This is a genomic window from Micromonospora thermarum (assembly GCF_012034245.1).
Lineage (GTDB): Bacteria > Actinomycetota > Actinomycetes > Mycobacteriales > Micromonosporaceae > Micromonospora > Micromonospora thermarum.
The window spans coordinates 39,862-62,920 of the sequence record NZ_JAATEO010000004.1; the positions used below are offsets into that span (position 1 = coordinate 39,862).

At 73.0% G+C, this 23,059-nt stretch carries 21 protein-coding genes; 6 read left to right on the forward strand and 15 right to left on the reverse strand.

The window, feature by feature from the left end; genetic code table 11:
- Positions 1 to 82 precede the first annotated feature (82 nt).
- Together HCJ94_RS05000 and HCJ94_RS05005 are read left to right on the forward strand one after the other, a co-directional pair.
- Positions 83 to 1,306, forward strand: a complete 1,224-nt coding sequence (locus HCJ94_RS05000; RefSeq protein ID WP_167999779.1) for a class I SAM-dependent methyltransferase — start codon at positions 83 to 85, stop codon at positions 1,304 to 1,306.
- Positions 1,307 to 1,519: 213 nt separating this feature from the next.
- Positions 1,520 to 1,936 (forward strand): helix-turn-helix domain-containing protein, encoded by a 417-nt coding sequence (locus HCJ94_RS05005; protein WP_167999780.1) that lies wholly within the window; start codon positions 1,520 to 1,522, stop codon positions 1,934 to 1,936.
- 43 nt (positions 1,937 to 1,979) lie between these two features.
- Here HCJ94_RS05005 and HCJ94_RS05010 read toward each other — a convergent pair whose 3' ends face one another.
- The 3 genes from HCJ94_RS05010 to HCJ94_RS05020 all read right to left on the reverse strand — a co-directional run bounded on the left by HCJ94_RS05010 (position 1,980) and on the right by HCJ94_RS05020 (position 6,770).
- Positions 1,980 to 2,930 carry a DUF8832 domain-containing protein gene (locus tag HCJ94_RS05010; protein WP_167999781.1) on the reverse strand — a complete coding sequence of 317 codons (951 nt, stop codon included), beginning with the start codon at positions 2,928 to 2,930 and terminating at the stop codon, positions 1,980 to 1,982.
- A 138-nt stretch (positions 2,931 to 3,068) separates the two neighbouring features.
- Positions 3,069 to 5,342 (reverse strand): DEAD/DEAH box helicase, encoded by a 2,274-nt coding sequence (locus HCJ94_RS05015; protein ID WP_167999782.1) that lies wholly within the window; start codon positions 5,340 to 5,342, stop codon positions 3,069 to 3,071.
- Positions 5,343 to 5,351: 9 nt separating this feature from the next.
- On the reverse strand, positions 5,352 to 6,770 hold the full coding sequence (locus tag HCJ94_RS05020) for an AfsR/SARP family transcriptional regulator (protein ID WP_167999783.1): 1,419 nt from the start codon (positions 6,768 to 6,770) through the stop codon (positions 5,352 to 5,354).
- A 144-nt stretch (positions 6,771 to 6,914) separates the two neighbouring features.
- On the opposite strand from HCJ94_RS05020, the gene HCJ94_RS05025 reads away from it, so the two are divergent.
- Positions 6,915 to 7,721 (forward strand): hypothetical protein, encoded by an 807-nt coding sequence (locus HCJ94_RS05025; RefSeq protein WP_167999784.1) that lies wholly within the window; start codon positions 6,915 to 6,917, stop codon positions 7,719 to 7,721.
- Positions 7,722 to 7,778: 57 nt separating this feature from the next.
- On the opposite strand, the gene HCJ94_RS05030 is transcribed toward HCJ94_RS05025, so the two are convergent.
- The 8 genes from HCJ94_RS05030 to HCJ94_RS05065 form a co-directional block, all read right to left on the reverse strand.
- Positions 7,779 to 8,525: an SDR family NAD(P)-dependent oxidoreductase gene (locus tag HCJ94_RS05030; protein WP_167999785.1), complete on the reverse strand. Its 747-nt coding sequence runs from the start codon at positions 8,523 to 8,525 to the stop codon at positions 7,779 to 7,781.
- Positions 8,526 to 8,641: 116 nt separating this feature from the next.
- Complete coding sequence (locus tag HCJ94_RS05035) at positions 8,642 to 9,766, reverse strand: branched-chain amino acid ABC transporter permease (RefSeq protein WP_167999786.1); 1,125 nt, start codon at positions 9,764 to 9,766, stop codon at positions 8,642 to 8,644.
- The gene (locus HCJ94_RS05040) at positions 9,763 to 10,653 is read right to left on the reverse strand and encodes a branched-chain amino acid ABC transporter permease (RefSeq protein WP_167999787.1); all 891 of its coding nucleotides are present in this window, start codon (positions 10,651 to 10,653) and stop codon (positions 9,763 to 9,765) included. Before HCJ94_RS05040 ends, HCJ94_RS05035 begins: the two co-directional genes overlap by 4 nt.
- Complete coding sequence (locus tag HCJ94_RS05045) at positions 10,653 to 11,381, reverse strand: ABC transporter ATP-binding protein (RefSeq protein ID WP_167999788.1); 729 nt, start codon at positions 11,379 to 11,381, stop codon at positions 10,653 to 10,655. The genes HCJ94_RS05040 and HCJ94_RS05045 overlap by 1 nt, the downstream gene beginning before the upstream one ends.
- Complete coding sequence (locus HCJ94_RS05050) at positions 11,378 to 12,121, reverse strand: ABC transporter ATP-binding protein (protein ID WP_167999789.1); 744 nt, start codon at positions 12,119 to 12,121, stop codon at positions 11,378 to 11,380. The genes HCJ94_RS05045 and HCJ94_RS05050 overlap by 4 nt, the downstream gene beginning before the upstream one ends.
- 5 nt (positions 12,122 to 12,126) lie before the next feature.
- Positions 12,127 to 13,332 (reverse strand): substrate-binding domain-containing protein, encoded by a 1,206-nt coding sequence (locus HCJ94_RS05055; RefSeq protein WP_167999790.1) that lies wholly within the window; start codon positions 13,330 to 13,332, stop codon positions 12,127 to 12,129.
- Positions 13,333 to 13,716: 384 nt separating this feature from the next.
- Positions 13,717 to 13,971, reverse strand: coding sequence for a hypothetical protein (locus HCJ94_RS05060; RefSeq protein ID WP_167999791.1), 255 nt, complete (start codon positions 13,969 to 13,971; stop codon positions 13,717 to 13,719).
- On the reverse strand, positions 13,968 to 14,174 hold the full coding sequence (locus tag HCJ94_RS05065; RefSeq protein WP_240943966.1) for a DivIVA domain-containing protein: 207 nt from the start codon (positions 14,172 to 14,174) through the stop codon (positions 13,968 to 13,970). The genes HCJ94_RS05060 and HCJ94_RS05065 overlap by 4 nt, the downstream gene beginning before the upstream one ends.
- Positions 14,175 to 14,585: 411 nt before the next feature.
- Between HCJ94_RS05065 and HCJ94_RS05070 the strand changes: the two genes are divergently transcribed.
- Complete coding sequence (locus HCJ94_RS05070; protein WP_373684189.1) at positions 14,586 to 14,789, forward strand: winged helix-turn-helix domain-containing protein; 204 nt, start codon at positions 14,586 to 14,588, stop codon at positions 14,787 to 14,789.
- Between the two features lie 527 nt (positions 14,790 to 15,316).
- Here the strand turns inward: HCJ94_RS05070 and HCJ94_RS05075 are convergent.
- Positions 15,317 to 16,444: a glycerophosphodiester phosphodiesterase gene (locus HCJ94_RS05075; protein WP_240943967.1), complete on the reverse strand. Its 1,128-nt coding sequence runs from the start codon at positions 16,442 to 16,444 to the stop codon at positions 15,317 to 15,319.
- Between the two features lie 146 nt (positions 16,445 to 16,590).
- On the opposite strand from HCJ94_RS05075, the gene HCJ94_RS05080 reads away from it, so the two are divergent.
- Complete coding sequence (locus HCJ94_RS05080) at positions 16,591 to 17,925, forward strand: TrkH family potassium uptake protein (RefSeq protein WP_167999794.1); 1,335 nt, start codon at positions 16,591 to 16,593, stop codon at positions 17,923 to 17,925.
- Positions 17,915 to 18,583 carry a potassium channel family protein gene (locus tag HCJ94_RS05085; protein WP_167999795.1) on the forward strand — a complete coding sequence of 223 codons (669 nt, stop codon included), beginning with the start codon at positions 17,915 to 17,917 and terminating at the stop codon, positions 18,581 to 18,583. Before HCJ94_RS05080 ends, HCJ94_RS05085 begins: the two co-directional genes overlap by 11 nt.
- An 18-nt stretch (positions 18,584 to 18,601) precedes the next feature.
- Here HCJ94_RS05085 and HCJ94_RS05090 read toward each other — a convergent pair whose 3' ends face one another.
- The 3 genes from HCJ94_RS05090 to HCJ94_RS05100 form a co-directional block, all read right to left on the reverse strand.
- On the reverse strand, positions 18,602 to 20,236 hold the full coding sequence (locus HCJ94_RS05090; protein WP_167999796.1) for a serine/threonine-protein kinase: 1,635 nt from the start codon (positions 20,234 to 20,236) through the stop codon (positions 18,602 to 18,604).
- Positions 20,237 to 20,306: 70 nt separating this feature from the next.
- The gene (locus tag HCJ94_RS05095; protein ID WP_167999797.1) at positions 20,307 to 21,857 is read right to left on the reverse strand and encodes a fused MFS/spermidine synthase; all 1,551 of its coding nucleotides are present in this window, start codon (positions 21,855 to 21,857) and stop codon (positions 20,307 to 20,309) included.
- A gap of 36 nt (positions 21,858 to 21,893) precedes the next feature.
- Entirely contained in the window at positions 21,894 to 22,901 is a 1,008-nt protein-coding gene (locus HCJ94_RS05100; protein ID WP_167999798.1) for a coiled-coil domain-containing protein, read from the reverse strand.
- Between the last annotated feature and the right edge of the window lie 158 nt (positions 22,902 to 23,059).

The following is a 23,059-nucleotide window of genomic DNA, read 5'->3' on the forward strand; positions in this document are numbered from 1 at the left end:
CCACTCGGCCGGCCTCCTTTGCTCTGCGGGTACATCAGTTCGTCGCCGCCGGGCACAACACCCCACCGGGGAGGATCAACCCATGCCGGAGCCACTGGACGCCGCGCTCGCCGAGGTGCGGGCGCTGCTGCTCGACCCCGGGCTGACGCGGGCGGTGGCCGCCGGCCGGCGGCGCGGGCAGCGCCCCTCGGTGGTCCGGGCGGAGCTGCGGCCGGTCACCCTCAAGGCCGGCCCCCGCCTCCAGATCGCCACGTCCGACGGCAGCCGGCCCTACACCCGCAATGTGGCGCCCGGCACGGAGGCGGACGCGGCGGTGGACGCGCTGCTCGCCGAGCCGTTCGGCAACTGGCACGTGGAGACCGTGCGGACGACCCTGCAACTGCGGGTGACGAAGTCGGGCGAGGCACAGGTGCACCGCGCGGCGACGGACCGCCCGACAGCCGAGCCGGCCGGTCACGACCGGGCGAAGGACTACCTGCTGGACCCCGGTGATCCCATCTTCGCCGAGATCGGCGGATCGGCGGCGAAGCGGCGTCAGGTGGACGCCTTCCTGCGGGCGCTCGCCGCGACGCTCCCCGACGACCTGACCGGCCCGCTGCGGGTGGTGGACCTGGGGTGCGGGAACGCGTACCTGACGTTCGCCGCGTACCGGTGGCTGGCCCAGCGGGGGCTCGACGTGCACCTGGTCGGCGTGGACGTCCGCGAGGACCAGCGGCAGCGCAACACCGAGCTGGCACAGCGGCTGGGCTGGGCGGACCGGGTGCGATTCGTCGCGGGCTCGATCGCCGACGCGATCGTCGAGCCCGCTCCGGACCTGGTGCTGGCGCTGCACGCCTGCGACACCGCCACCGACGAGGCGCTCGCGCGGGCCGTCCGCTGGAGGGCTCGCTGGGTGCTCGCGGCACCGTGCTGCCACCACGACGTCGCGGCGCAGCTGCGCTCCCGGCCGGCGCCGCCGCCGTACGACCTGCTGACCCGGCAGGGCATCCTCCGGGAGCGCTTCGCGGACGTGCTCACCGACGCGCTGCGGGCGGGGCTGCTGCGGCTGCACGGCTACCGGGCCGAGGTGGTCGAATTCGTCGACTCGCGGCACACGCCGCGGAACCTGTTGATCCGGGCCCGGCGCACCGCCACCGCACCGACCGGGGCGCAGCGGGCGGAGTACCGGGCGCTGGTCGACCAGTGGGGCGTCACGCCGAGGCTGGCGACCCTGCTCGGTGGGCCGGTGGGCGACGCCACCGACGGCAGCACCGCCGCGCCGGGCCCCGTCACCGGTGGCACGGCCGCCGGGGCGACCGCGGGCTGACGCCGGGTCAGCGGCGGCGGTCGCCGTTCCGAACGTCGTGCCTGATTGATGAACGACAATCATCGCTCGTACCGGCGCGCGTTCTGCGGCCGCACGACGGACCGTCCCGTCGACGGGACGGTCTGGTCGGTCAGTCAATTGCTTCCACCGCGAGCCGTACTACCCTCGAACCCACGCACCGTCGGTGCCGGCCGGGAGGGAAGACCCGCTGGAATGGCTTCGGTAGAGCTATCGCCGCAGGCGGCGTTCGCGCGCTTCGTGCGGCGCGCCATCGACGACGCCCGGGAGGAGCGCGGGTGGACCGTCACCGACCTGGCGTCACACACAGGTGTCGGTCGCTCCACCGTCTTCCGCTGGCTCGCCGGTGACTGGCAGGACTACCCCGAGCTGGCGAAGGTGCGCGGGTTCTGCGCCGCGCTCGACCTGCCCGTCGCGGCCGCGTTCCGCGCGCTCGGCCTGCCGGACGCCGGCCCCACGCCCCGCCGCCGCAGCGACGACGGGCCGGTCGACGCGGACGTCCGGGTGATCCTCCAGCGGCTCGCCGACCCGACCGTGCCGGCCGAGGAGAAGCACCACATCCGGGACCTGCTGCGCTACCTGGCCCGCCGCCCGATCCGCCGGGTCGGCTGACGAACGGGCGGGGCCGCGCCCCGGCCGGGGCGTGCGCCGCCGGTCAGGCGTCGAGCGTGAACTCGGCGGTCCGCACCACACCGTCGACCTGGAAGTCCAGGTAGAGGCGGTACCGGCCGGAGCCGGGCACGGTCACCCAGAACCGCACCGTCCCGTCGACCAGGGCCGGTTCGGGGTGGACGTGCAGGTATCCGAGGTCTCCCGCGCGGAGCGCGACCAGGTGCCCGTACGCCCCGAGGTACCGCTCCAGCGTCACCGGTCGGCCACCCTCGCCGGTGATCCGGAAGGTCAGCGGCACCGACACGCCGGCCTGCGGGGTGCCCTGGTAGTCGACGGTGAACCCGCCCACGGTGGTCGACGTGGTCGCCGCCGGCAGCGGGCGCGGGTCGTAGTCGCCGGCCGCGACCAGGTCTCTTCCCAGGGTCACCGCCGTCTGCCGGCCGTCGTCGGCGAGGGCGGTGAAGTCGGCGTACGCGCGCCAGACGCCCGGCTGCGGCAGCGTCAGCGGCACCGACCAGGTGCCGTCGGCCGCCATCGTGGGGTGCACGTGCTGGTAGCCGGTGAGGTCACGGCGCACCACGATGAGGTGCAGCGGCTTGTCGTGCACCACGGCGAACCGGGTCACCGGGCGGCGCTGCGCGTCGCGGATCTGGAACCTCAGCTCGCCGGGACGGCCGGCGACGAAGTCCACGGCCGACGGGGCGAGGGTGTAGCCGGCGGCGCTGACCGACAGGCCGGTGGCCTCCGCCGCCAGGCCCTGGTCGGCACCGTGTTCGTGGGCCCCGGTGCCGGGTGCGTGGGTGTGGTCGGCGAGCGCGCTGCCGTAGCCGACCTCCGTGGTCGGGTCGCCGCCGCCGGTCCGGCCGAGGCCGAACCCGAGCAGGACGGCGAGGATCAGCCCGCCCACCACCAGCGCCAGCCGCAGCGTGCTCCGGTCGGGCACGGCGGAGACACGGTCAGCGCGCGCGGCGTCCGGCGGCGGCTGATCGGTCATACCGTCCACGCTACCGTCGGCGACGCGCCCCGCCGGGCGGGTGCCCGCCGGGCGTGGTGACCGTCGCAATCCGCCGGGCCCGGGAACTTCTCCGGCCCGTCCGACGACGTACGGGCAGGTCAGGACGCATCCCCGCGGTCAGCCCGCGACGGCCAGGGCGAGCGGGAGCACGTCCGGCGCTCCGGCGCGGCGCAGGTCGCGGGCGACCATGGTCAGCGTCCAGCCCGAGTCGACCAGGTCGTCGACGAGCAGCACCGGCCCGTCCAGCCCGGCGAGGGCACCGGCCAGGTCCGGCGGCACGGTGACCGCGCCGTGCAGGGCGCGTACCCGCTGGGCGCTGTTGCCGCGCGGGCCGCCCGGTGCCGTCACGGTTACGGCGCCGAGCAGCGGCAACCGCCCCACCGTGGCGATCCGCCCGGCGAGCGAGCCGACCAGTCGGGGCCGGCGGCGCGACCCGACCGCGACCACCCCCACCGGCCGGCGCGGCCAGGGATCGTCGCCGTGCGCCCACGCCTTCAGCACCTCGACCACGGCGGCGGCCAGGTCGTCCGGGACGTCGACGTCCGCCGCGTCCGGCCCGACCAGCTCGCGCAGCCGGCCACCCCAGCCGAGGTCGGACAGGCGCCCGACCGCCCGGCCGGGCAGCGCCTGCTCCGCGGGCGCGATGCGCCCCTTGAGGGGTACGCCGACCGCCTCCAGCCCGGTCGGCCAGAGCTTCTTCGGCGGCACCTCGACGCCGGGGCGGCCGAGGAAGGCCTGCGCGGCGCGCAGCGCCGCCTCGGAGACGTCGACGGAGAAGATGGGCTCCGCGCACCGGTCGCACCGGCCGCAGTCCGCCGCCCCGGCGTCGTCCAGGCATTCCCGCAGGTAACGCAGGCGGCAGCCGGGCGTTGTCGCGTACTCCCGCATCGCCGCCTGCTCGGCGGTGCGCGCGGCGGCGACGCGCCGCAACCGGGCCTCGTCGTAGGCCCATGGCTCGCCGGTGGCGAGCCACCCGCCGCGTACCCGGCGGACCGCGCCGTCGACGTCCAGGACCTTGAGCATCAGCTCCAGCCGTGCCCGGCGCAGGTCGACGACCGGCTCCAGGGCCTGGGTGGAGAGCGGCCGGTCGGTGGACAGGGCGGCGAGCACGGCCCGCACCTGCTCCTCCGGCGGGAAGGCGAGCGAGGCGAAGTACCGCCAGATCGCCGCGTCCTCGGCGCCGGGAAGCAGCAGCACCTCGGCGTGCGCGACGGCGCGGCCGGCGCGGCCGACCTGCTGGTAGTACGCGATGGGCGACGGTGGTGCGCCGAGGTGCACGACGAAGCCGAGGTCCGGCTTGTCGAAGCCCATTCCCAGCGCGCTGGTGGCGACCAGCGCCTTGATCTTGTTGTCGAGCAGGTCCTGCTCGGCGGCGCGGCGGTCCGCGTCCTCGGCCTGCCCGGTGTACGAGGCCACCGCGTAGCCCCGGGAGCGCAGGAACTCGGCGGTCTCCCCCGCCGCCGCGACGGTCAGCGTGTAGACGATGCCGGAGCCGGGCAGCTCGTCGAGGTGGTCGGCGAGCCAGGCCAGCCGGTGCGCCGGGCCGGGCAGGTCGACCACGCCGAGCCGCAGCGACTCCCGGTCCAGGCTGCCCCGCAGGACCAGGGCCTGCGCCGACGTCCCGGCCCGAGCTGCGGCGAGGCCCAGGCGGCGATCCGGCAAGGCGGAGATCGGTCCGGATACCGGTGTTGTATCCGGACCGATCTCCAACGCCGCCGGTCGTCGTCTGGGTCCGGCGCGGCCGGGCTGTGACGTCGGCGCAGGCCCTACGTCGCCGAGCTGCTCGGCGACGTCCTGCGTGACGCGGGCATTGGCGGTGGCCGTGGTGGCGAGCACCGGCGTGCCCGACGGCAGGTTGCCGAGGAACGTCCGCAGCCGGCGGTAGTCCGGGCGGAAGTCGTGCCCCCAGTCGGAGACGCAGTGCGCCTCGTCCACCACGAGCAGCCCGGTGGTGGCCGCCAGCTTCGGGAGCACCGTGTCCCGGAAGTCGGGGTTGTTGAGCCGTTCCGGGCTGATCAGCAGGACGTCCACCGCCCCCGCGTGGATCTCGGCGGTGATCTCGTCCCACTCGTCCAGGTTCGCGGAGTTGATGGTCCGGGCGCGGATGCCGGCCCGGGCTGCCGAGTCGACCTGGTTGCGCATCAGCGCCAGCAGCGGCGACACGATCACCGTCGGGCCGTGCTCACCGGTCTCGCGCAGCAGGGCGGTGGCCACGAAGTAGACGGCCGACTTGCCCCACCCGGTGCGCTGGACGCAGAGCACCCGCCGCCGGTCGACCACCAGCGCCTCGATCGCCCGCCACTGGTCCTCCCGGAGCCGGGCGTGCTCCCCGGCGAGCTGCCGCAGCACCGCCTCGGCCCGCTCGCGTACCGCCGTCCGGTCCTGGCTCATCCGGCATTTCTACCAGCGTCCGGGCACGCCGCCCGGCTGGTGTCCGTCGCCGGCCGGTCGCCCGCCGCCGAGCAACGCGCGGACCCCCCGGTCGAGCAGGATCACGTGCAGCGCCCCGACCAGCCAGCACACGCCCACCGCGCCGACCAGGAAGAGGAACTGGGAGTCGGGCAGCTCCACGTCGGGATCCGGATCCACCTGCGCGCCCACGACGACGAGCCCGACGAGGACTGCCAGGTATCCGGCGCCGGCGAGCGCCAGCAGCCAACTGCGCCGCCAGGCCGCGTACCCGAGCATCACCAGCCAGGTGAGCCCGCCGAAGGAGAGCAGGACGGTCAGCGTGCCGACGACCGTGGCGACGACACCGAGCCAGCGGGGAGCCCGCCGGAGCGGCGCGGTGGTCACGGGATGGGAGGCCGGGCCGACCGCGATCTGGTGGACGGTGGCGGCGACGGCGGGCCACGGGACGGCCGGGGGTGCCACCTGCGCCGGCACGGGCGGCCATGTGTGCGGGGCCGGCACCGGCGCGGGCACCGCGTACCCGACGGGGGCCGGCAGGTCGGTCGCAGCCGGTGCCGACGCGGTGGGCATGGGCCGGGCCGGCTCGGATGTCGCGGCCGGGGCCGGCGCGGCCGGGGGCGGCGGGGGCGCGGCGCGCAGCAACTCGGGGTCGGCGCACAGGATGCGGCGGTGCAGCTCGCGCAGTTCCTCGCCCGGCTCGATGCCGTACTCGTCGCGCAGCAGCTCGTCCAGGTCGCGGTACGCCGCGAGGGCCTCCGCCTGCCGGCCGCTGCGGTACAGGGCCACCATCAGGTGCCGCCGCAGCCGCTCCCGGACCGGGAACTCCACCGCCAGCTCCACGAGCGGGCCCACCAGCTCCCGGTGCCGGCCCTGGTCCAGCTCGACCTCGACCCGGTTCTCCAGGGCGGTCGCCCGCAGGTCGACGTACCGCTGCCGGACCGAGTCGAAGAACGGCCCGCCGAAGCCGGTGAACGGCTCGCCCCGCCACAGGTCCAGCGCCGCGGCCAGCTCAGCCAGCGCCTCCGCCGGCCGGCCCTCCTCCCGGTGCCGCTCCGCCCGGCGTACGCCCCGCTCGAAGCGGATCGCGTCGACGGCCTCCGGGTCCACGTGGAGCAGGTAACCGGCGTCGGTCAAGGCGAGCACCTGTCCGGGTGTCCGTGGCGACCGCTCCGGTTCCAGGATCCGGCGCAGCCCGGCGACGTGCTTCTGCACCACGTTCGGGCCGTTCGCCGGTGGATCGTCCGGCCAGACGGCGTCCACGATGTGCGCGGTCGGGACCGGCCGGCCGGCGGAGAGCAGCAGCACGGCCAGCACCGCACGGCGCTTGCCCGGACCGAGGTCCAGCTCGCGGTCGGCGTACCAGGCCCGCTGTGGCCCGAGAAGCTCGAAGCGCAACGACCCTGACATGCGAGTTCACCGCTCCTGACACCCGGCCGCGCGCCAAGCGGCAGCGTGCGGCAGTCGGACGGCAGCATAGCGGCAGTGGCGCGGCAGCGAACTCGTGCCAGTATCGGCCCTGGCAACAGCCCCGTACGAGAAAGAGATCATCTGATGACGCAGCGAACCGGCACCGCCGCCCTGGCCCGCCGGGCCGTCACCGGCGCGACCGCCGTGCTGGCCGCCACGGCTCTGCTGGCCGGGTGCACCGGCAAGGACGGGGGTTCGGCGGAGCCGTCCCCGTCGCCCGACCCGAAGGCCGACCTGCTGGCCGCCGTGCCGGACGAGAAGGACCCGGCGTTCCTCTTCAGCGGCACCGACGCCGACGGCACGGTCACCGGCTCCGTGGACCCGGCCAGCAAGGGCATGGAGCTGAACGTCACCGAGAAGGACGCGGAGGCCGGCTTCACGATGAAGATGTCCTTCCGCTTCGTGGACCAGCAGTCCTGGGTGAAGGTGGACTTCGGCGGCGCGGAGGAGCTGCACACCCTACTCAAGCTGCCGAAGAACTGGATGGAGCTGGACAAGGCGAAGCTCACCGACGCGGAGGCCGTGCCCGGCTACGAGGGCGCGGACCCGGGCAACGCCCGCCCGATCATCGCCACCGCCACCACGGTCGAGAAGCAGGCCGACGGGACGTACGCGGGAACGGTCGACCTGTCCGGCCCGGAGGCGGTCGAAGCCATGGACAGCATCGACGTCGCCGCGCTCGGTGACGCCGCCAAGACCGTGCCGTTCACCGCGGTGGTCGGACCGGACGGCAACCTCACCTCGCTGACCCTCGACATCCCGGCCGCCGGCAAGCAGAAGGCGCTGAAGTACGTCGTGAAGTACTACGACTTCGGCAAGGCGCCGGCGATCACCGCGCCCGAGGGCGCGAAGGCGGCACCGGCGTCGGCGTACGAGATGTTCAACGGCTGACACACGGCGTACGGGGCCGCGGCCACACGGGGAGCCGCGGCCCCTTCGCCGTCCGCCTCATCGGCCGAGGACGGACCCGCCGTTGACGCCGAGGACCTGCCCGGTGACGTAACCGGCGGCGGGGCCGATCAGGTAGCGGACCGCCTCGGCGATGTCGTCCGGTACGCCGGCCCGGCCGACGAGGGTGGCCGCCACCCGCTTGGCGTGCCCCTCCGGGGTCATCCGGTCACCGAAGAACTCGGTGTCGGCGACGTAACCGGGGCTCACCACGTTGACCGTGATCTGGTCCGGCCCGAGCTGCGCCGCCAGGTCGTACGCCCAGCCGTGCAGCGCCGCCTTCGCCGCCGAGTACGGCCCGGCGCCGCCCCGCTGGGCGGCGATCGAGCTGACCAGGACCACCCGCCCGCCGGGGCGGCGCAGGGCCGACCGCAGCGCCTCGGTGAGCAGGACCGCGGTGAGCACGTTGGCGTCGAGGTTCGCCCGCCAGTGCGCGGCGATCCCGGCCAGGCCGCCGGTGTCGCCGCCGAGGTATCCGCCGGCGTTGTTGACGACCGCGTCCACCGCCCGGTCCCCGACCGCCTCGACCACCTCGGACACCTGCTCCGGGTCGGTCAGGTCGGCGACCACGGGCCGGACGGCACGGGGGCGCCCGATGTCCCAGGAGATCCGCTCGGCGGTGTCCGTGAGCACGTCCGCCCGCCGCCCGACGACGAACACGTCGAACCCGTCGGTGGCCAGCACCCGGGCGACGGCGGCCCCGATCCCGGTCCCGCCGCCGCTGACGACCGCAAGCCGCTCACCCATACGTCGTCCTCCCCAACCCGCCGAAACCCCGCCGATCATGAAGTTATCGCCCAGACACACGGCGTGTCGCAACAGTAACTTCATGATCGGCGGGTGGTCCCGGTGCGCTGTTCGGGTCAGCGACCCCGGGACGGGATACGGAGGGAACCGCGGAGCAGCGCCAGGCGGGGGGCCAGGCTGGCCAGACCGCCGGGGAAGAAGTACACGGCCAGGATGAACACGGCGCCCAGCACGAACAGCGGCTGGGACAGGGGCCGGCTGAGGAACGCCGGGAGGGCGTCCACCGCCTCGCTGGCGCCGAAGGCGACCAGCCGGTGGTCCAGGTACATGTAGAGGATGCCGCCGAGCACCGGCCCCCACCGGGTGCCCGGCCCGCCGAGCACCACCATGACCAGCAGCGACAGGGTCAACTCGCTGGACGTGATGTGCGGGGAGGCGCCGCCGACGATCAGGCAGTAGACCACGCCACCGGCCGCCGCGAGCCCGCCGGCCAGCGTGAACGCCACCAGCTTGAACCGGTACGGGTCGAGCCCGAGCACACCGACCCGCCGCTCGTCGTCGCGCAGGCCGGCGAGCACCCGCCCGGTCGGCGAGCCGCTCACCCGGTGCACGACGAACACCACGACGACCAGGTACGCCAGCGCGAGCCAGTACAGGTTGACCGTGTTCGTCACCCCGACCAGCGCCTCCGGCACCCCGGAGACGTCCAGCGGCAGGCCCTCCTCGCCGCCCGTCAGCCCGCCGAAGTCGCGGGCCACCAGGATCGCGCCGACCTGGGCGAAGGCCAGCGTGACCATGGCGAACGCGATGCCGACGGTCCGCAGCGCCACCGCGCCGATCAGCGCGGCGAGGATCGTCCCGCCGGTGATCGTGAACAGCGCGGCCTGCCACAGCGGCAGCCCGGCCTTGGTGACCAGGATGTCGGTGCCGTAAACACCGGCGGCGAAGTAGAGGGCGTGCCCGAAGGAGAGCATCCCGGTCCGCCCGAACAGCAGGTCGTACCCGGCGGCGAGCCCACCGAAGACCATGCAGACGGCGAGCAGTTGCAGGGTGCCCGGCTCGTTCAGCGCGCCCTCGAAGATCCCCGGCAGGTGCAGCGTCGAGTACGGCAGGGTCAGCGCCACAGCCAGCGCGACCAGCGGCAGGAACGGGCGCACGCGACCCCAGCGACCGCCGGGCGTCAGCTCGGAGGGCACCGCCGCCGGGGGCGCCGGAACCTCGGGACTCTTGACCTCGGTCATGCCGTTGCCACCTTTCCGGCGATGCCCTGGGGGCGCAGCAGCAGCACCACGGCGAGCAGCCCGACCACGCAGATGTCGCCCAGCCCGGAGGTGCCGTAGTAGTTGACGAACTGTTGCAGCAGCCCCACCGCGACGGCCGCGTACGCGGACCCGACGACCGAGCCCATGCCGCCGATGACCACCACGATGAACGCGAAGATCAGCAGCGAGCCGCCCTGCCCGGGTGAGACGGTGCCGAAGTAGACGCTGCCGAGCGCCCCGGCCAGCGCGGCGGCCGCCCCACCGATGGCGAAGACCAGCGTGAACGCCTTCCGGACGTCGATGCCGAGCGCGGTGACCATCTCCCGGTTCTCCACGCCCGCCCGGATCACCAGGCCGTAGCGGGTCCAGCGGAGGAAGGTCAGGATCGCGCCGAGCACCAGCACCGCCGCGACGATCAGCAGCAGGCCGCCGTTGGGCACGTTGGCGCCCAGCACGTTGGTGACCTGCCGGGTCCACTCCGGGCGCGGGAACGTGCGCGCGTCGGCACCCCACGTCGCCTGGAGCAGCGCCACCCCGGCCAGCGAGAGACCGACGGTGACCAGGACCTGCTCGATCGTGCGCGAGTACAACGGCCGGATCAGCACCAGCTCGACCAGGACCGCGACCAGGGTGCCGGCGAGCACGCCGAAGGCGACCGCGACGACGAACCCGAACCCGTCACCGCCGGCGCCGGGCAGGTTGCCGGCCGCCCACCAGGTCGCGTACGCCCCGACGCCGAGGAACAGCCCGTGCGCGAAGTTGAGCACGTCGGCCAGGCCGAAGACGAGGGACAGGCCGGAGGCGACCAGGAAGTAGAGCGCCGCCAGGCCGAGCCCGGTCAGCGTCAACAGGATGATCGTGTCCACTAGTGATGCACCTCCGCGGAGCCCACGCCGAGCAGCGACTTCGTCAGGCCGGTCTCCAGCAGCAGCTCCTGCGCGTCGCCGGTCCAGGCCACCTTGCCGGCGGCGAGCACCACCGCGTCCCGGGCCAGCCGCCGCACCACGGCCAGGTTCTGCTCGACCAGCAGCACCGGCACCGACTCGGCGACCCGTTCGAGCACCTCGGCCACCTCGGTCACGACCTTCGGCGCGAGGCCCTTGGTCGGCTCGTCGATCAGCAGCAGCCGGTTGTCGTTGAGCAGCACCCGGCCGATCGCCAGCATCTGCTGCTGCCCGCCGGAGAGCGAGCCGGCCCGCTGCCGTCCCCGCCGGTCCAGCTCGGGGAAGAGCGCGTACACCCGGTCGTACGCCGGGGTGGTCCCCCGCCGCTCGGCGAGCCGCAGGTTCTCGGCGACCGTGAGGCCGGCGAAGACGCAGCGGTCCTCCGGCACGTAGCCGAGCCCACCGCGGACCAGCCGGTGGGTGGGCCGGGCCAGCAGGCTCTGCGCGCCCATCCGGATGGTGCCGTGCACCTCGCCCGCCCGCGGGGTGAGCCCGACGATGGCCCGTAGGGTGGTGGTCTTGCCGACGCCGTTGCGGCCGAGCAGCACGGTGACGCCGGTCGGGGCGACCGTGAAGGACACCCCCTGGAGGATGTGCAGCCCGGAGATCCGGACCGACAGGTCCGCCACGCTGAGTACCGGCTCGGTCATAGGGACTCCCCCAGGTAGGCCTCTTGCACCGTCGGGTTGGCCATGACCGTCTCCGGGGTGTCGCAGGCCAGCAGCGCGCCGTGGTGCATCACGGCGATCCGGTCGGCCAGTTCCAGGATCACGTCCATGTGGTGCTCGACCATCAGCACCGAGCGACCGCTGTCGCCGGTCAGCGAACGGATCACCTGCACCAGCTCGGGCACGTCCTCGGCGCTGACCCCGGCCATCGGCTCGTCCAGCAGCATCACCCGCGGTTCACCGGCGAGCAGCAGGGCGATCTCCAGCTTGCGCTTCTCGCCGTGGGCGAGGGTGCCGGCGAGCGCCGTACCCCGGTGGGCCAGGCCCACCCGTTCGAGCGCCGCGTCGGCGGCGGCGGCGACCTCCCGGTCGGCCGCCGCCCGCCGCCACAGCTTCATCGAGCCCCCGCGGTACGCCTGCACGGCGAGCCGGACGTTCTCCCGCACGCTGAGCGAACCGAAGACCGAGGACGCCTGGAAGGTACGGCCGAGCCCGAGGCGGGCCCGCTTGTACGGCGGGAGGGCGCTGATGTCCTGCCCGTCGAGGGTGATCCGACCTTCCGTGGCCCGGCGCAGGCCGGTGATCAGGTTGAACAGTGAGGTCTTGCCGGCGCCGTTTGGCCCGATGACGCCAAGGAACTCCCCGGGCGCCAGGTCGAGGTAGACGCTGTCGACGATGGCGACCTCACCGATCCGCCAGGTCAGACCGCGGGTGGCGAGCATTCCTGTCAGCCCTTCATCGCCACGACCGGCGGCGCGGTCTCGTCACCGGTGAGGCTCTTCTGCGCGCTGGCGGTGAACGCCTGGCCGCTGCCGGAGAGCTTCGCCTGGAACATCGGCTGGAGCAGGGCGTGGTCCTCCTTGCGGATGGTCAGCTGTCCCTTGACGCCCTCGAAGCTCCACCCCTCCAGGGCGGTGACCATCTTCTCGACGTCGTCGCCGCCCTCCTCGATGGCGCGGACGACCATCTGCGCCGCGTGGAACCCGTCCGGGTGGAACAGGTCCAGCGTGCCGCCGGGGATCTTCGCCTTGGCGGCCTTGGTGGCCTCGTTGTCGGTGGCCCCGTCGAAGTAGTGCGACAGGAAGGAGATCTTGCTGCCGGCGGCGCCGAAGGTGGGCCACGAGGCGCGGATGTCCAGGCCGGTGACGACCGTGGTGGAGGTCAGCACGCCCTGCTGGTCGAGGGTCTGCCACATCGCCGGGGCGGTGGTGCCGGCCCAGGCGACGAAGAGCAGGTCCGGCTTGGCGGCCTTGATCTGGCTGGCGAACGGCGTGAACTCGGTCGCGCTGGCCGGGGCCCGTACGCTGCTGACGGTGGCGCCGGCACCGCCGATGACCGCCTTGACGGCCGCCTCGTTCGCGTCGCCGAACGCGCCGTCCTGCGCGAAGACGACCACCTTCTTGCCGGCCGGGTCGCCGATGAACGACTTCGCGGTCACGACGTCCTGGTACGACTGCCGACCCGAGCGGAACGTGTACTTGTTGGCGCCGGTCACGCCGTCGGTGGCGGCGGGCCCGGAGATGAACAGCACCTTGTTCTGGGCGGCGATAGGGGCGACCTGGAGGGCCACACCGGACGCAGTCGACCCGGCGATGATCTTGTGCCCCTTGCCGATCAGGTCCTTGGCGGCGTTGACGGCCTTCGCCGGGTCACCGGCGTCGTCGACCTCGGTCAGCTCGACGGCCCGGTCACCGACCTTGTTGGTGCCCTTGGTGGCGAAGTCGAGACCGGCCTTGAACCCCTCGATGTACTGCTTTCCGTAGCTGGCCAGGGCTCCCGACTGGGAGTACACCAGGCCAACCTTCACCGGCGCGGCGCTGTCGCCGCCACCGGAGGCGGTTTCCTGCGGGCTGCCACAGGCCGTGGCGGCGAGCACCGCCGCCATCATCGTGGCGGCGGAGAGGAACACCCGCCGCGTCGTCCGGACCGTCATTGCGACTCCACGTGAGGACTCGGAGGAAGGGAACTCGTTTGTCGGCTCACGCTAGAAGTGACGTCATGCACGGGCTATGTGGTCGAAACACACAAGTAACAGGGGATGGATGGCCCTCGGTGACAGCGTCGCCTGACCGGCAGTGACGGCCTCCGGATGCTACGGCCGTCGCCGCCACGGCCGGCGGCGGCCGTGTGTCGCCCCCCGCCACCACCATCGCCGAACGCCGTGCAGGGCCACCCGTCCCGCCACCCACCCCCACCCGACCAGCCGACCCACGCCGCGCCCCACCCCAGGCCCGCGATCATGCACTTCCTGCCCCGGCGAATCGGGTGAACCTGTAGATAACGGGGGCCGAAACTGCAAGATCGACGAGCGGGGGCGTCAGGTGGTGGGCGGTGGGACGCAGGGGCCGTCGTGGTCGGCCAGGCGCGCGCAGCGGCCGGCGCCGTCCAACCGGGCGTCGCAGAAGACCCGATGGCGTACGAACTGTGCGTCCTCCTCGGACACCGTCGTCTCGGCCGGGTCGATGTCGGGCAGGAAGCCGAGCGAGCGGGTGATCGTCCGGGCGAAGCGCTTCGCGGCGGCCAGGTCGGCGGCGAGCACCGGCAGGTGCACCACGAAGCGGTCCCGGCTCACCGCCGCGCTTCCGACGCGAACCGGGCCTGCCAGCTCCGCAGCGCCCGCTTGATCCGGGCGTTCTCCTCGGTGACCGCCACGAGGTCGCGCCGAGCGGCGGCCAGTTCACAGGCCACCCGGTGCAGGAACGCGTGCACCTCGGCCGGGTCGAGCCCCCGCCGTACCGACCGGAACTGCCGGTCCCGCACCTGCCTCGCGGTCAACGGCCGGCACGACTCCGACCGGTACCACCCGCCGTTCGGCGACCGCCCCGGCCGCCTGGTTCTGATCTCGCCAAACAGGTTGAGCACGTTGCGCAAGCCGGACCTCCTTGATGACGGGACCTGGAGGGCGGTCCGGCCCGCCGATAGGGGACGCGGACCGGACCGCCGGCCCCGCAACCGCAGCCCTCATCGGCGGCACGACCCCGGAGCCCACTTTCGGGCCCGACCCCGAGGCTTGCCGAACCAACCGGAGCCGGACATCCGAGACCTACACCAGTATCTTGCGTTGGTCGAGCCTCGAACCGCCGCCGCGTCGCAACTTGTTGCAGTTACTTGTGTAGGTAGGGCAGGATCGAAGTCGCCGAACCAACCGGAGTCTTCGCCATGCCCACAGCGCCTGCCCCTTACAAGGTGATCGCCAACGATTTCGCCGCGAAGATCAAGAGCGGCGAGCTCAAGCCCGGCGACAAGCTGCCGTCAACCCGGCAGATTGCCGACCAGTACGAGGTCAGCATGAACACGGCCTACCGGGCGATGTCCCTCCTGCACGACCGGGAGCTGATCACCGGCCAGCCCGGCCGGGGCACCTACGTCGCGGAGCAGCCCGGGCGGTAACCACTCCGCAGGATAACCAGGCGAGGCCCAAAGCCGGTGATCGTCTCCATGCCGGTGGCATCGCGGTATCCGACCGGCGCGGGCGGGCACCCCCATGCCGCCGGCACGGAGTCGATCATCGAGATGGTCTCCTCGCTCGACAGGCAACGCACGGCTATGTCCGTTGCCGATGAGCCGGTTGATCCATCCACGACATCAGCTCCAAAGGACCCGCGACCGCACGTGACCCCTGACCCGTGTCCCGCTCACGAATGGTGGCGGGCAGTTCGGGGCCGACAAGGTCGCTCCCTGCGGCAGCGGTCGCACAGGCGGGGCAGCTCGACAGGTGCCCTGGCCGATCACCGAGCCGCCGGCACCGTCCGGACCAGCACGATCGACTCGTCTTCATGGAAGTCGGGGTGTCACGCCGTGCCGGACAGCCCGACTTCCATGAAGGCGGGATGCTCTTGGCGCCGGCCCCGGGGCGCACCGCAGGCGTCGGCCCGCCACCCGGACCGGGGTGGCGGGCCGACAGGAGGAAGGCGGCGTCAGTGGCGGGGCAGGCCGGCGCGGGCGGCCACGGCCGTGTCCGGGTGGTCGGTGAAGACGCCGTCCAGGCCCAGGCCGTAGAAGAGCTCGAACTCGGCCTGGATGTCACCGCGCGCGTTCGGGTCGGTTCCGACCCGGAAGTCGGCCGGCAGGAACTGGTTCTCCGCCCGGAACGTCCAGGCGTGGACGATCAGCTTCTCCCGGTGCGCGTCCCGGACGAGCGTGGTCGGGGCGAGCAGCTTGCCGGCGGCGTCGCGGGGGACGATCAGGTCCTTGTTGGCGCCCACGCCGTCGGCGTACCCGGCGATCCACTTCAGGCCGGCCGGTGCGGCCAGGTCGCGGTAGGTACGGGTGTCGCCGGCGACAGTGAAGTCGTACGGGCGGCCGCTGGCGTTCAGCAGCTGGGCCAGCTTGACGTCGATGACCTTGTTGAGCTCACGCAGGTTGGCGGTCTCGAAGGACTGGATGACGACCGGCGAGTTCCGGTGGGTCAGCTTGTTGCGCCGCAGCACCTCGACCAGCGGCTTCTCCAGCGGCAGCCCGATCGAGGCGAAGTAGGTCGGGTGCTTGGTCTCGGGGTAGACACCGATCACCCGCCCCCGTGCCCTGCCCTCGGTCCGGGCCAGGTCGATGACCTCCTGGAAGGTCGGCACCTGGAACCGGCCGTCGAAGGCGGTGTTCGCCACGCGGACCTGCGGCAGCCGCTCCTTGGCGCGCAGCGTCTTCAGCTCGGCGAGCGTGAAGTCCTCGGTGAACCAGCCGGTCACCGCCACGCCGTCGATGGTCTTCGTCGCCTTCCGGGCGGCGAACTCCGGGCGGGCCGCCACGTCGGTCGTACCGCTGATCTCGTTCTCGTGCCGCGCGACCAGCACGCCGTCGCGGGTGGCGACCAGGTCCGGCTCGATGTAGTCGGCGCCCTGCCGGATCGCCAGCCGGTACGCCTCGAGGGTGTGCTCGGGACGGTAGCCGCTGGCGCCGCGGTGGGCGATCACGATGGGGCGGTCATCGGCGCGGGACCGGTCGGCGGCCGGCGCCGGGTCGGCGGAGGCGGTCACGGCCGGCACGGCGACCGTGGCCGCGAGCAGCGCGCCGGCCAGGCCGAGGGCGGAAAGGGTGCGTCGTCGCAACGCCGTCTCCTGTCGTTCGTCGGGGCAACCGCCTCAGCAGAACCGCCGACGTTGACGGCGAGGTGGTCGGTTGCTGGCCGCCGGGTGAACCCTCCGGGATGCCGTTTCCGCCACCGCCGCCCGTACCGAAAAGTGAAGATTGTCAGGTGCGCTGGCTGCTGCGTCGCCCCGTCCGGCTGGTGCCGGTCGGGTTCCTGGTGGCGATCCTGATCGGCACCGGCCTGCTGATGCTGCGCCCGGCCAGAACCGAGTATCAGCCCACGCCGTTCATCGACGCGCTCTTCACCGCCACGTCGGCGGTCTCGGTCACCGGGATGGCGGTGACCGAGACGCCGAACTACTGGTCGGGGCCCGGCCTGGTCCTGATCACCGTGCTGACCCAGATCGGCGGGATCGGCATCCTGACCGGCGCGGCGCTGGTCGTCCTCGCCGTGTCCCGGCAGCTCGGCCTGCGGAACCGGTTGCTGGTGCAGGCCGAGACCGCCGAGTACGGCATCGGTGACGTGCGCCGGCTGCTGTTCCGCATCGTGGCGACGGTGTTCGTCACGGAGGCGGTGATGACCGTGATCATCACGGCGCGGCTCTGGTTCGGCTACGACTATTCGCCCGGTCGCGCACTGTGGTCCGCCCTGTTCCACTCGGTGCAGGCGTTCAACAACGGCGGCTTCGCCCTGTACTCCGACGGGCTGCTGGCGTTCGCCCGCGACCCCTGGGTGGCCCTGCCGCTCTCCTTCGGTGCCATCATCGGCGGCCTCGGCTTCCCGGCGCTCTTCGAGGCTGTACGGGAGTGGCGCCACCCGGCCGGGTGGGCGGTCGCCACCAAGCTGACCATCTGGGGCAGCGTCGTGCTGCTGGTCGTCGGCTTCGTCGTGCTGCTGATCGCCGAATGGGCCAACCCGCGCACGATCGGCCAGTACGACGTGCCCGGCAAGGTGGTGGCGTCGTTCGCCCAGATCGCGCTCAGCCGCACCGGCGGGTTCAGTGTGCTGCCCACCGGCTACCTGCGGGAGGAGAGTTACCCGCTGCTCATCGCGCTGATGTTCATCGGCGGCGGGAGTGCCAGCACCGCCGGCGGCATCAAGGTCAGCACCTTCTTCCTGCTCGCCTTCGTGATCTGGGCGGAGCTGCGCGGCGAGCCGGACGTGGCGGTCGGGCGGCGGCGCGTGGCCACCGCCAGCCAGCGCCAGGCGATAACCGTCGCGCTGCTCAGCGTGGCGCTGGTGGTCGCCGGCACGGCCACGCTGATCCTGATCACCTCGGGCGTCCAGTTCTACCAGGCGTTGTTCGAGGTCACCTCCGCGTTCAGCACGACGGGGCTGTCCGTCGGTATCACGCAGTCAGTTTCGGACGGCGGCGTCTTCCTGCTGACCGTCCTCATGTACATCGGCCGGGTCGGGCCGCTGACACTCGGGTCGGCGATCGCGATCAACACCCGACGCCGCCTCTACCGCTATCCGGAGGAGCAGCCCATTGTCGGCTAGGGACGCGGAACGTAGTGGAATCGTGGTGATCGGGCTGGGCCGGTTCGGGTCCCACCTCGCCGACTCGTTGATCCGGCAGCACCACCAGGTGCTGGCGATCGATCGGGACGCCGCCCCGGTGCAACGCTGGTCCGACCAGCTCGACCGGGTGGTGCAGGCCGACGCGACGCAGGAGGGTGTCCTCCGGCAGCTCGGGTTGGCCGACATGGAGCGGGCCGTGGTGGCGATCGGCGACTCGGTCGAGGCCAGCGTGCTCACCGTGCTCGCGCTGGTCGAGCTGGGCGTGCCGCAGATCTGGGCCCGGGCGACATCGAACAAGCACGCGAAGATCCTGTCGTCGGTCGGCGCCCATCACGTGATCTTTCCCGAACAGGAGACCGGTGAGCGGGTCGCGCACCTGATCGTCAGCAAGATGCTCGACTTCGTCGAGTTCGGCGACGACTTCGCCATCGCCAAGGTGCTCGCCCCGCCGAGCATGACCGGGCGTCCCCTCGGCGAGCTGCGGCCGGCGGACCGTTACGGCGTCCGGGTCGTCGGGGTCAAGCTCCCAAACGAACGGTACCGGTACGCCACCGACGCCACCGTCCCGGTGGCGGGAAGCATGCTGATCGTGGAGGGCAGCATCGACGGGGTGCAGCGGTTCGCGGCGCTCAGTTGAGCGCGGCGCGCTCAGTCGTCATCGTCGCGCTGTTCCCTCCCCGCGGCTTTTTCCGCCACCATCGCCCTTGCCCTTGCTGTCGCTCACGACCTTCGCGGTCGAGCCGCGACTGGAGGTGGTGGCCTTCTTCACCGGCGCCTTCTTCGGCGGCGCCTTCTTCGCCGGTGCCTTCGTGGCGGGAGCCGTGCTCGGGACCGTCCCGGCCACCCCGGAGACCTGGACACCGCACAGCTCGTCGGCGATGCGGAACTCCACCGGCAGCGGGTTGACCCCGGTGTAGCGGCCGGTGAGCGTGAACTTCTCGGTCGCTCCGGGCGCCAGAGCGGCCCGCTGGGGCACGGGCTGCACGTGGACGTTCCGGCCCTCCTGGCGGACCGGCACCGGCGACGCCTTCGTCACCGTCTGCTGGCCGGGGAAGGCGAAGGCGAGCCGCCAGTCGCGCAGCTCGCGATCGCCGGTGTTGGTGAGCGACAGCTCGGCTGCGAAGTCCTTGCCCGAGTCCGTGCGCAGGGCGTACGTCACCCGGCAGGAGATCTTCTCCTCGGCGCCCATCCGCACCTCGGTGGGCTGGTCGACGCCGCCGCTCGCCGAACTGCCGGAGGTCACTCCCCACATCGTGGCCGTCACGGCGACCAGGCCCGCGGCGGCGACCCCGGCCTCCACCCGCCGGCGCCGGGTCAACGCTCGCCGATTGCGGCGACGGGAGAACGGCAGCGCGTCGGTCGCCGCCGACCAGGGGAGGATCGTGGTGCCGAGGTTCGCCACGGTGGTCGCGTCGACGAGGCCAGCCGGAGCCGGGGAGACGGGCACGGCGGCCATCATTCCGGCGGCCGCGGCGAGCGTACGCGCGACCTCGGCGGTGACCGGCCGGTCCTCGGGGCGCTTCGCCAGGCACCGGCGCACCAGGTCGGCGACCTCGTCGGGGAGCCCGGGCACCGGCGGCATCGGCTCGGGGTCGTTGTACATGTGCGCGCGCAGCATCTGCGTGGTGGTGCTCGCCTCCCAGGGGAGCCGACCGGTGAGCATCCGGTAGAGCAGCAGGCCCACCGCGTACACGTCGGTGGCCGGCGACACGTCACCGTTGTCCAGGCGCTCCGGGGCCAGGTACGCGGGGGTGCCGAGCAGCGCCCCGTCCGGGCCCTTCTCCTTCTCCCCCACCAGCGCCGAGATGCCGAAGTCGACGACCTTGACGCCGGTGGCCGTCAGCATGATGTTGCCGGGGGTGACGTCCCGGTGCACCACCCCGCGCGAGTGGGCGGTGGCCAGCGCCGAGGCCACCTCCGCGCCGACCGTCACCGCCTCCCGCCAGGGCAGCGGCCCCCGCCGCAGCCGCCCGGTCAGGGACTCGCCGTCGATCAGTTCCATGACCACGTACGGCACGGTCAGCCCGACCTGCTCGGACTCGCCGTAGTCGTACACGTTGGTGATGTTGGGGTGGCACAGCCGGGCGGCGGCCTGGGCCTCCACGCGGATCCGGTGCCGGAAGGCCCGGTCGCTGGCGAGCCGGGAGGCGAGCACCTTGACCGCCACCTGGCGGCCGAGCACCTCGTCGTAGCCCCGCCAGACCACGGACATGCCACCGGCACCGAGCTGCTCGATCAGCCGGTACCGCTCACCGAGCAGTTGCGCGCCGTCACGGACACCTCCACCCATGGGGATCGTTGTTGCCCCGGACCGGCGGGGCTACACCTCCGAATCGGATCCGGTTCGCAATGTCACCCGATCAGGCGGTGGCGAGCAGCTGGTCCACCGGGGCGTAGTCGTCGGTCAGCACCAGAGCGTCGCCGACGAAATCGGCCAGCGCCTCCTCGTCGAGCACCGTCACCGACGGGTCGACCCGGCCGAGCCGGGCGCGGACCGCCTCCAGCGGCAGCGGGGCGTCCGAGGCGACGATGAGGAAGTTCGACCCCTCCGTGCCGGCGAGCGCGGCCGGTGGCGCGATCAGCGCGACGTGCCCGAACTCGGCCGCCACGGTGGCGACCTCGCTGCGGATGAACCGCAGCGGCGGATAGTCGATGACGTTCTGCACGTACACGCCGCCCGGACGGGTCACCCGGCGGATCTCGGCGGCCATCTCCCGGGTGGCGAGGTGCCAGGGCACCACCAGGTGCCCGAACGCGTCCCCCACCACCATGTCGCGACTGCCCGCGGGCTCGTCGGCGACCAGCATCCGGGCGTCACCCACCACCGCGCGCAGGTCCGGCCCCTGGCGTACGCCGAGCTTCTCCTCGCCCAGCTCGACGAGGCCGCCGTCGATCTCGAACACGACGTTGTCGGTGCCCGGGCGGGTGGCGGTCAGGTACCGCGGCACGGTGAAGCCGCCCCCGCCGAGGTGCAGCGCGTCCAGCCGTCGCCCGGCCGGGGCCGCCACGTCCGCGACCGCGCCGATCCACTTCGTGTACGCGTACTCCAGGTAGGTCGGGTCCGCCAGGTCCACGTACGAGTGCTCCGCCGAGTTGAGCAGCAGCGTCCGCCCGGTCTCCCGGCCGGGGTCGGCTTCGACACGGGCGCAGTGGTACGCGGTCTCGATGTCGCACGGGTTCGGCGCGACGGTGGTGAGGCCGGCACCGATCAGGCCGAGCACCGCGAGACTCGCCGACACCCGGGCCGGCCCGGTCACCGGCGCGCCGGCAGCCCGGCGCAGCCACACGCCGAGGGCCAGCCCGGTGACCCCGAGGGACACCGCCAGGCCGAGCAGGATCACCGTGCTGGGCAGGGCCGCCACCAGCACGAAGCCGGTGACCAGGGTGGCCGTGACGGCGCCCAGCGTGCCGATGGAGGAGAGCCGGCCGACGACCTGGCCGGTGCGGCGCAGGTCGGCGAGCTGAAGCTTGACCACCATCGGGGTGACCGCCGACAGCAGCATCGCCGGAACGAACACCGCGAGCGCGACGAGCAGGAGGATCGCGGTGGCCGCCCCACCCCGCAGCACCTCACCAGCGTAGCGGACCGCGGGCAGGGTCACCGCGGTGGCGATGCCGGCCAGCACCAGCGCCGGCGCCAGCAGGGTGCGGGGATCCCGCCGGTCGGCCAGCCACCCGCCGGCCCACGCCCCGTACGCGATGGCGGCCAGCGCGATGCCGATGACCGAGCTGGTCACCTGGAGGGTCACCCCGACGTACGGGCCGACCAGGCGCAGCGCGGCGGTCTCCAGCACCAGGACCGCGCCGCTGGAGAAGAAGACCAGGAACGCGGCGAGCCCGGTGGGCAGGGCCCGGCCGGTCGCCGGTGCGGGCCGGGCCGGGACGGTGACGTCGGACGATGCAGGGTTCACCCGCGCGATGGTACGCAGCGAACCTGGCCGCCCGGGTCAGTACATCGAAACATGAACATGGTTTGTGTGGTCGGCGGCGGGACTGCCACCACCGCTGTACGACCGCCATCCGGTGCTCGGCATCCAGATCTGCCGGTACCAGATCACGTACATCACGCCGAGCCGGCTCGCGTTGTTCTTGAGGTACGCGGCCAGGCTGTCGCCGTACGCCTTGTCGCCGCCGGTCGCGGAGACGTTCTCGAAGCCACCGCTGGCGGCGGAGAAGTCGCAGGCCCGACCCTTCGGATGCTCGCCGTCGCCGCCGCTGCGGTAACAGGAGACGTACCGCTTGTAGTTGGCCGCCTGGGCCTGCCTGAGCATGTGCAGGGTGCGCGGGGTGATGCAGCCCGAGGTGGTCGGGTCGTCCACCGAGCAGGACTCCGACGGCCAGGAGCCGTCCGAGTTGCGCGGGGCCGGTCTGGCGCTGGTCGACGATCCGCTGAAGCCGGAGCTGCTTCCGGAGCTGACCGCGGCGAGCGCCGCCTCGGCCGCCTGCTTGTTCTTCCTCAGCACGGCGACCTGCTTCGTCTGCTCGCGGACCTCGGCGTCAATGGCGATCTTGGCATCCCGCGCCGCCTGCCGGGCCTCGGTCAGCTCCCGCACCTTCCGGCCGTCGCGCTGGGCCATCGTGTCCAGGCTCGCCACCCGCTCCAGGAAGGCCTCCGGCGACTTGCTCTCCAGCAGCATCGCGGCGGAGGTGAGCCGGCCCAGCCGGTACGACTGCGCCGCCACCTCCCCCACCTGGGCGGTGAGGTCCACCAGGCGCACCTCGAGGGCCTTCACCTCCGCGGTCAGGGCCTTCTGCCGCCGCTTCGAGTTCTCCAGCTTGGTCGTCGCCTCGAGGTGCGCCTTGGCGGTGGCCGCCAGGGCGTCCCGCAGCTTCTTCGTCCCGCCCTCGTTGGGCTCCGCGTGCGCGGGCACCGCACCGAGGCCGAGGAACAGCGCCACGGCGGCGAGGAGAGCGATCAGCGGGCCGCGACGCCCGCGGGGCAGGGTCGTACGCACGTTCATCCTTCCGTCGGCCGCCGGCCCCCGGTCGGTGCTCTTGCGCGGCGGCGGCCCCACCGGGCGCCGGGTGGCGGCCTGCTGGCGGAGACCGCCGGACACGATACCGGACCGGCGACCGCTGACCAGGCCCGCGACCCGGCGAACCATCGAACATC